This window comes from Gallibacterium faecale, assembly GCF_027920745.1.
GTDB lineage: Bacteria > Pseudomonadota > Gammaproteobacteria > Enterobacterales > Pasteurellaceae > Gallibacterium > Gallibacterium faecale.
This window is the reverse complement of sequence record NZ_JAQIBB010000058.1, coordinates 19,265-27,195: the sequence shown is the minus strand read 5'-3', so window position 1 is coordinate 27,195 and position 7,931 is coordinate 19,265. Positions and strand designations below refer to the sequence as shown.

Genomic DNA, 7,931 nt, shown 5'->3' with positions numbered 1-7,931 from the left:
CGTCAGAACCTAAAAAACAAAGGCGGAAATCCGCACCCGATAGCATAGCGGTTTTTTTATGCGTAAAATTTGTGTTTCTCCTTTTTTCTTTTCTCACGAATTGAACGTACACATCTATCTATGCCGAGAGGGCGGAGAATAAAATACCCGAAAGGGGAATAATCCCGACCGTTCCTTTGGCGGTTTCTGAACCTCTTGGCAACCCAACTTAAGGACTAGAAGTGCAATTTGTCGAAACAAGTGAGAATAACATCACTTATATTCATACCGAATTTAATATTGAAAATGTAACTTATTTAGCCATTTTTTCAAAAGATGATGAAACGTTATTTTTCTTTAACGATGACGTAAATATAACAAAATACATTCATCATCGTCAGGTATATTCTATTAAATTTCTTGTGAAAGATTATCTTGAAACAGAAAATGATGATTTGTACGCACCACCGTTGGATCATAAATTTGGCAAAAAACAAATTGCTGAATTAAAACAAAAACTTGAGGAAATTGTCTATCAGCATTATTTAAGGTTTAAGCCAGATTGCTATGTTTTTGTAGGGGAACGCCCTTCACTAATCAGAATGTATAAAAAACTTTGTGCAAACCCAAGCGATTTTATGGTAAACTTTAAGCCAATAACGGATTTAGGCAGTCATAGAGATTGTTTTGTGATAAAAACCCCATCCTACAAGGAGGAATAAAATGATGAAGAAAACGACCGCTGCCGAAATGAAAAAACAAGCAGCCCAAAAATTTAAAAAAGCGTATCAACAAGCAAAAAAGAACGGTTCGTTAAAAGAAATTTCGGAATAACGCCTTAAAGCGATCATCATCGAAAGATGAGCTTTTATGCCTTAGAGCAATCAACCCCTATCAATGAAAATTGGTAGGGGTTTTTCATTTGACAATCTAAATTTATTGCATTACTATTAGCCCCATAGGTGTCGAAACCTTAGCAGCGGTAATCCGCAACCGAAATCCTATGCGGTTTTTTTGTATCTAAAATTTGTGTTTCTCCTTTTTCTTTTCTACACATCTTTTGGAATAAAAACGGTAATTACAATCAATGATCGAGTGGGCGAGGAATACAATACCCGCAAGGGGAATAACTCCAGCTTACTGCTAGGCTTTCGAACCGCTCGATCGCCAGTTATCTTTATGATGAAGACAACTGGAATTATTCGAAAAATTAGCAGAGGCAATTATGTCAAATCAAAATCAACTTCAAACTATTCAATTCAATAACCAATCTTTAGTTACTTTTGAACAAAACGGTACACATTACACCGCAATGAAACCAATTTGTGAAAACATTGGCTTAGAATGGGGATCTCAATATAATCGCATTAACCGTGATGAGGTATTAAAATCAGTTATTGTTATGATAACAACAACTGGAACTGATGGTAAAAGTTATCAAATGATCTGCCTCCCAATCCAATATCTCAACGGCTGGTTATTTGGTATTGATACAAACAGAGTAAAACCTGAAATCAGAGAAACTTTAATCAAATATAAAAAAGAGTGCTATCAAGCACTGCACGATTATTGGTTTAAAGGTAAAGCAGAACGAGAAATTGATACTATTACTCCAGAAGAACAACGTATGATCCAAAACGCTGTTACAGCGACACACCAACGAACAGGAATGAGTTATGGTGAAATTTGGTCTAGAGTAAAAAATAAATTTGGTGTTGCTAAGTATGAACAAATAAAACGATCAGATCATCATAGTGCAATGATTTATATTGCAAGTATGCCAATAGTAAACCAGCCACTATTAATAAATGGACGAAATCTAGAAGAAACGCTATCGGTAATGGTCGAGTTATACGGTTATTGTTTACACGCTTATGAAATGCAAGAAAAGCTATCTCAACATCCTGATTTAGCAGATAGAATAGATAGCGAAATTGGTGGGCAATATCTCCATAATCTCAAGCACCCACTAGAAAATGCAATGACAAAAGCTAAACGTTTTATCAGAAATAACAGTGAAAAGCTGACGATTATTAAAGCGGTAGATCATTTGTTGAATTAATTGACTAGTGCAAAAAAATGCAGTAGTATTCTCCATACTAGCCAAAGTGTAATTTAATTACATTTTGGCTTTTTTATTGAGAAAAATAAGGGTGTAGTCTAATGGAATGACAACGGTCTCCAAAACCGTAAACGTGGGTTCGATTCCCACCACCTTTGCCAGATATAGCCTAGATTTTGCGATCTAGGCTTTTTTATTGCCTCAAACAAGGAGGCGGAGAAATGAAAATGGTAAAAGATATGCCCATTGAATCGCAAGTGTATGGTTGGATAACAGCCTTTTTTGGTGCGCTAACAATTAGTGAGTGGGCGGTATTAATTGGGATTATTGCAACAGTGGCTGGATATTGGCGAGAAAGTCGATACAAGAAACGAATGCTAGAACTTGAGGAAATTAAAGCAGGCGTAAGAGATTTATCAGGGAAATTAATAAACAATGAAGATCATAAATAAAGTTATTGTTTGTTCTGTTGCTGCGGTAATCGGAATCGTTGTTACGCAATATAAAGATGATATTCGCATTTCAGAGGCTGGATTAGCGGTAATTGGGAATGCGGAAGGCTGTATTAGAAATCCGTATCAATGTCCAGCAGACGTATTGACGGTAGGGATAGGCTCAACGGAAGCTGGCGGACAAAAAATTGAAAATAAAGTGTACTCACTAGATGAAATTGCTAAACGATGGGTGCATGACATCAAAATTGCAGAACAATGCGTTAATCGCTATGCAAATGGAAGAGTAATGCCGCAAGGTGCTTTTGATGCACTCACGTCTATCACCTTTAACGTTGGCTGTACAACGTTAAAGAATTCAACCTTATTTAAGATGGCCAGACAGGGTTACACACCGAAAATGTGCGAGCAATTTGGTCGTTGGGTCTATGCTGGTGGACAAAAACTTAATGGATTAGTTATCAGACGAGAAAAAGAGAAGCAATTATGTTTAGCACGCTAACAAAGATACTCGTCATCACTATTTTGGGCTTGAGTGCATTGTTGTGGGGCCAGTATCAGAGGTTAAGTAGCTTAAAAGCCGAAAACAACACTCAAGCTCAAATCATCACTCAACAGAGTAACTCAATCAAACAGCTTAATGCAGACATCATCAAAAACACACAAATTCTTAATGAATTAACAAAACAAGAATCATTAATAAGGGAAACAGCTAATGAAACGATTGAATCTATCTCAGAAGAAGAAAAAAATAGTGATTGTTATCGCAATAATGCTCCTCGTTCTGTTATTGAGTTCTTGCACAAATAAACCTGTTCAATGTACTTGTTCACCGATTCCACCTGCTTATTTAACTTATCTCGATAAATCTACTTTCAAGGGGCAAACCTACGGTGATGTTACTAAGTATGCCGTTATTTTAAAGCGTGAGCGTGATATTTGCTTAAACCGTATTGATCGCATTAGAGAGTGGCAAGCGGAGAAAATGCAGAAGTAATTATGGCAAGATTAAACTGGAAAGCGCTACAAATTGAATATATCAAAGCTTATGCGAAAACAGGCATATCAATTCAGGCGTGGTGTGAGAAAAAAGGGATTAATTATGCCACTGCAAAACGTTACATCAAAAAGCCAGAAACGGTATTTAATGATGATTCAAACTGCGAAACAGAGAATCAAAACTGCGAAAATGAAATTCAAGATAAATCAGTATGTTATGAAGAAAACTGCGAAGCAAACTGCGAAATGAATTGCGAAACTGCGAAACAAAACACTCACCCACCTAAAGGCAATACTTTTGCAGTCAAACATAGCGGTTATGCCCGTTATTTTAAAGATAAATCCATTTTTGAGCAGGTTGTTGATTTTGGCTTAAAAGATGAGATTGATTTAATGCGACAACGTGCGGTGGCAGCGATTGAAAGTGTAGAAAGATTTCAACTCGAGCTAACACAATGTGCGTCAGGCGAAGAGCAAGAAAAGATACTTAAATTAATTAAGTCAGCAGAACAAGCTTTAGATAGAGCAGTAGCAAGAATTGGAAGTTTAAGTGACACAAACTCTTCAATTCAGCTTACTTTAGAAACGATTGAGTTACGAAAAGCACAGACAAAAGAAACCTTGCTGAAAGCAGATAAGTTAGCTCAAGAGCTAAACATCAAGAATAACGGTAGAAATACTGTGCAGTTTTTGGATGACTTTTAATTATGCGAATTATTTATCGAGCATCACCGACATTTAAAAAAGTCCATCGATCTAACGCATTAGTAAAAGCCATTCGTGGACCTATTGGCAGTGGTAAATCAGTAGGTTGTGTGAAAGAGATGTGGCGAATCTGTTTAAACCAAGATCCGAATGCTCAAGGTATTAGAAAAACACGTTGGGCGTGTGTGAGAAACACTTATCCAGAATTAAAAGGAACGGTAATTAAAACTTTTCAAGCGTGGATACCTCCTGAAGTTTGCCCAATTAAATACGACAGTCCCATTACAGGCAAATTAAACATTCCGCACCCAGATGGCAAAACCAGAGTGGAGGCGGAATTTTTATTTTTATCAATGGATAAACCGAAAGATGTTAAAAAACTGATGTCGCTTGAGCTAACTGGCATTTGGATTAATGAAGCTCAATTTTTACCTGTTTATTTAGTAACAGAGGCGGTTACCCGCACGGGGCGTTACCCTGAAAAGAAAAAAGAAGAGGGATTTAATGGCGCAACGTGGAACGGCATGATTATGGACACAAACTCGCCAGACGACGATCATTGGTGGTATCAGTTTGAACAAGGCATTGATGAAGAAACCGGTGAGTCTTTAAAGCCGAAAGGGTGGGAGTTTTTTGTGCAACCTGGTGCATTAGTTGATGTAACTAATATGCCAGAAAACGCCCTTACAGATGACTTAAAAGAGATGTTAGAGAAAGGGTTGTACTCAGATTATCTTGGTCATCGCTTTATCGCTAATCCACTGGCAGAAAATGTGGAAAATCACAAGAAAGAGTATGGATATTGGTTCGATAATATTCAAGGACAAACATTAAACTGGATTAAATCAAGAGTGTGTAACGAATTTGCAACTGTTCAACAGGGTAAACCTGTATTTATCGATCACTTCAATAAATCTCTCCATGTTGCTAAAGATAAATTATTGCCAGTAAAAGGCTGGGCGACTTATATCGGTTTAGATTTTGGCTTAACACCTGCAGCAATTATTGGACAAATCACTCCATTTGGACAATTAAGAATTACCGATGAAGTGGTGGCAACAGGAATGGGAATTGAACGCTTTATTCAAGAACAATTAATCCCGCTAATTAAAGCAAAATATCAAGATTGTGACATTCAGGTTATTGGCGATCCTGCGGGTGTACAACGTGCACAAACAGATGAAAAAACGTGCTTTCAAATTTTGTATGAAAATGGTTTAAACGCTATGCCGGCAAGTAGCAATTCGACCGTAGCAAGGTTGGAAGCGGTGCGTTGGTGGTTATCGAGATTAGTTAATAAAGGGCAGCCAGCAATGTTAATCAGTCCACATTGCAAAACTTTGATTAAAGGCTATGAAACAGGCTATGCGTATAAAAAACTCAATGTTGCTGGTGATGAAAAATACACAGAAAATCCAGAAAAGAATCGTTACTCACATCCACACGATGCTAATCAGTATTTATGTCTGAACACTATGCCGGACAAAATCAGAGAACAAATTATCAATATCAAAACACATTCACCGTTAAGCAGTAAGACAGGGTATTAATTATGGCAGAAACAAAAACACTAGATGGATTTGGCAGCGAATTGCAGGCGTTGCTTTATGAACAGTTAAAACAACGTCAACCAATCACAGAACGCTGGGTGAGCGATATGTATCAATATCGCAATCAGTATGAGGGAGGAGTGAAGGCTGGTGGATCAAAAGTATTTGTGGGCTATACTCGCAGTAAAACTGATGCGTGGACAGCACAAATGACCGATATGCTTTTCCCCTCTGATGATAAAAATTATGGCATTCAGCCAACTCCAATTCCAGAAATTGCGACACTTGCCAAACAGACGGAAGAAACGCCAGATGTGATGATGGCGAGGCAATTAATGCAGCAAGCGAAAGATGCAGCAGAAGCAATGGAAAAGTTAATTGATGACCAGTTACTTGAGTGTGATTATGCCGCAGAAGCCCGTTTGTGCTTGCATTATGCTGCTGTACTAGGAACAGGAATTTTGCGTGCACCGATAGTAGAACTAAAAGAAAAACGCTATTACCAGCAAACGCCAAGTGGTGAATGGCAAGCGCAAACAGAAAGTTACATAGCTCCAACCGCAAAAGCGATCTTGCCATGGGATTTTGTGCCAGATATGTCAGCTCCAACTTTAAAGGATTGTTTATTTACATTTGAGCGTAATGCAGTCACTAAGACAGAGTTACAAAATTTAGCTAAACACCCTTATTACTTGCAAGATAATGTGTTGGCATTACTAGAGGTTGATGCCTCTGAAACACATAACACAAGTAACGATTTATCATCATATAACGATACTTTGCGTGAATTATCTGGCTTAGAAAAGGTGATAAATGATAAACGCTACGAGCTATGGACCTATCACGGTAATATTCCAGTTTCGTTAATTGAACAAGCCAACCAGCAATTAGCAGATGGCTATCAGATCGAATTAAACGAAGATCAGCAACAGCAAGGCGAAATTAACGGTGTGATAGTGATGTCTGGCAACGGCAAAATTATCAGTGTGAATGTTGATCCGTTAGATTTAAATGAGTTTCCTTATTCTGTTTATGTATGTGAGCCTGATGCAGCTTGCTTGTTTGGTTTTGGCATACCTTATCTTTGCCGTGACGCACAGGAAATCCTTAATACTGCTTGGCGAGGAATGATTGACAATGGTGTATTAACGATTGGCGATCAAATTGTCGTAAATAAATCAGTATTAGAGCCAGCAGATAAAGATTGGAATATTAAGCCGAATAAAGTATGGACAACTACAGGTGGTGCGGGGGTTGCATCAAGCGTAGAAGCACAACGAGCTTTTGGTGTATTTGCTTTTCAATCTCGCCAGGCTGAATTTGCAAATATTATCCAGATGTCTAAGGCGTTTATGGACGAAGAAAGCGGATTGCCGATGATAGCACAAGGCGAACAAGGGCAAGTTACGCCGACTTTAGGTGGAATGTCAATGTTAATGAATGCGGCTAATGCCGTACGAAGACGGCAAGTTAAAGAGTGGGACGATTCAGTAACTAAGCCACTGATTAGGCGTTTTTATGAATACAATATGCAGTTTAGTGACGACCCAACGATAAAAGGCGATATGCAAATTATTGCGCGTGGGACATCTGCTTTGTTGGTGAAAGAAACACAAACTGCACAGATTATTGACCTGTTAGACCGCTTTGGACAACACCCTGAATTGAGTCAAGCTTTTGATTGGTACGATGGTTTAAAAACGTTAATGCAGTCAATGTCGATGGGGGCTAAAAATATGCTTATCCCGCGCGAAGAATATGAGCAAAAACTCCAACAAATGCAACAAGCACAAGCCGAACAACCGCAAGATCCAGCAATTATGAAAGCGCAAATGGAAATGCAGCTTGCCCAACAAAAACAACAGCACGAATTACAAATAGCTCAAATGAAATTAGAATCAGAACTAAAAATTGAGCAAATGAAAGTGGCGATCAAGGAGAAAGAGCTTGAGATCAAGCTGATGGAAATCCAAGCCAACCAACAACATTCACAACAGAAATTACAAGTAGATCGAGAACTAGGACAGGCAAAACTTACAACCGATTTACAGCTCAATACAGGCAAACAAGCAATGGAAATGCAGAAATTTAAAACAGAAGTTGCCTTAAAGAATCAACCTCTGACGAATCCAACAGGTAACTATGGATTAGAACAGTAACATCAATTCACTACCATCAACCGCC

Annotated in this window: 9 protein-coding genes and 1 tRNA gene; all 10 read left to right on the top strand. The window is 38.2% G+C overall.

Going from position 1 to position 7,931, the window contains the following annotated elements; translation table 11 throughout:
* Nucleotides 1-221 precede the first annotated feature (221 nt).
* The 10 genes from PF272_RS06395 (at nucleotide 222) to PF272_RS06350 (ending at nucleotide 7,906) form a co-directional block, all read left to right on the top strand.
* Complete coding sequence (locus PF272_RS06395) at nucleotides 222-701, top strand: hypothetical protein (RefSeq protein WP_017807194.1); 480 nt, start codon at nucleotides 222-224, stop codon at nucleotides 699-701.
* A gap of 503 nt (nucleotides 702-1,204) precedes the next feature.
* Entirely contained in the window at nucleotides 1,205-2,041 is an 837-nt protein-coding gene (locus PF272_RS06390; protein ID WP_271142108.1) for a phage antirepressor N-terminal domain-containing protein, read from the top strand.
* Nucleotides 2,042-2,128: 87 nt separating this feature from the next.
* Nucleotides 2,129-2,202: transfer RNA gene (locus tag PF272_RS06385), tRNA-Trp, on the top strand.
* 60 nt (nucleotides 2,203-2,262) lie between these two features.
* Nucleotides 2,263-2,493 (top strand): HP1 family phage holin, encoded by a 231-nt coding sequence (locus tag PF272_RS06380; RefSeq protein ID WP_271142107.1) that lies wholly within the window; start codon nucleotides 2,263-2,265, stop codon nucleotides 2,491-2,493.
* Nucleotides 2,477-2,995: a lysozyme gene (locus PF272_RS06375; protein WP_271142106.1), complete on the top strand. Its 519-nt coding sequence runs from the start codon at nucleotides 2,477-2,479 to the stop codon at nucleotides 2,993-2,995. Before PF272_RS06380 ends, PF272_RS06375 begins: the two co-directional genes overlap by 17 nt.
* Entirely contained in the window at nucleotides 2,980-3,303 is a 324-nt protein-coding gene (locus PF272_RS06370) for a DUF2570 family protein (protein ID WP_271142105.1), read from the top strand. The genes PF272_RS06375 and PF272_RS06370 overlap by 16 nt, the downstream gene beginning before the upstream one ends.
* Nucleotides 3,284-3,490, top strand: a complete 207-nt coding sequence (gene lysC, locus PF272_RS06365) for an Rz1-like lysis system protein LysC (protein ID WP_271142104.1) — start codon at nucleotides 3,284-3,286, stop codon at nucleotides 3,488-3,490. Before PF272_RS06370 ends, lysC begins: the two co-directional genes overlap by 20 nt.
* A gap of 2 nt (nucleotides 3,491-3,492) precedes the next feature.
* Nucleotides 3,493-4,197 carry a terminase gene (locus tag PF272_RS06360; RefSeq protein WP_271142103.1) on the top strand — a complete coding sequence of 235 codons (705 nt, stop codon included), beginning with the start codon at nucleotides 3,493-3,495 and terminating at the stop codon, nucleotides 4,195-4,197.
* A gap of 2 nt (nucleotides 4,198-4,199) precedes the next feature.
* On the top strand, nucleotides 4,200-5,747 hold the full coding sequence (locus PF272_RS06355; RefSeq protein ID WP_271142102.1) for a TerL: 1,548 nt from the start codon (nucleotides 4,200-4,202) through the stop codon (nucleotides 5,745-5,747).
* A 2-nt stretch (nucleotides 5,748-5,749) separates the two neighbouring features.
* Nucleotides 5,750-7,906 (top strand): portal protein, encoded by a 2,157-nt coding sequence (locus tag PF272_RS06350; RefSeq protein WP_271142101.1) that lies wholly within the window; start codon nucleotides 5,750-5,752, stop codon nucleotides 7,904-7,906.
* Nucleotides 7,907-7,931 lie beyond the last annotated feature (25 nt).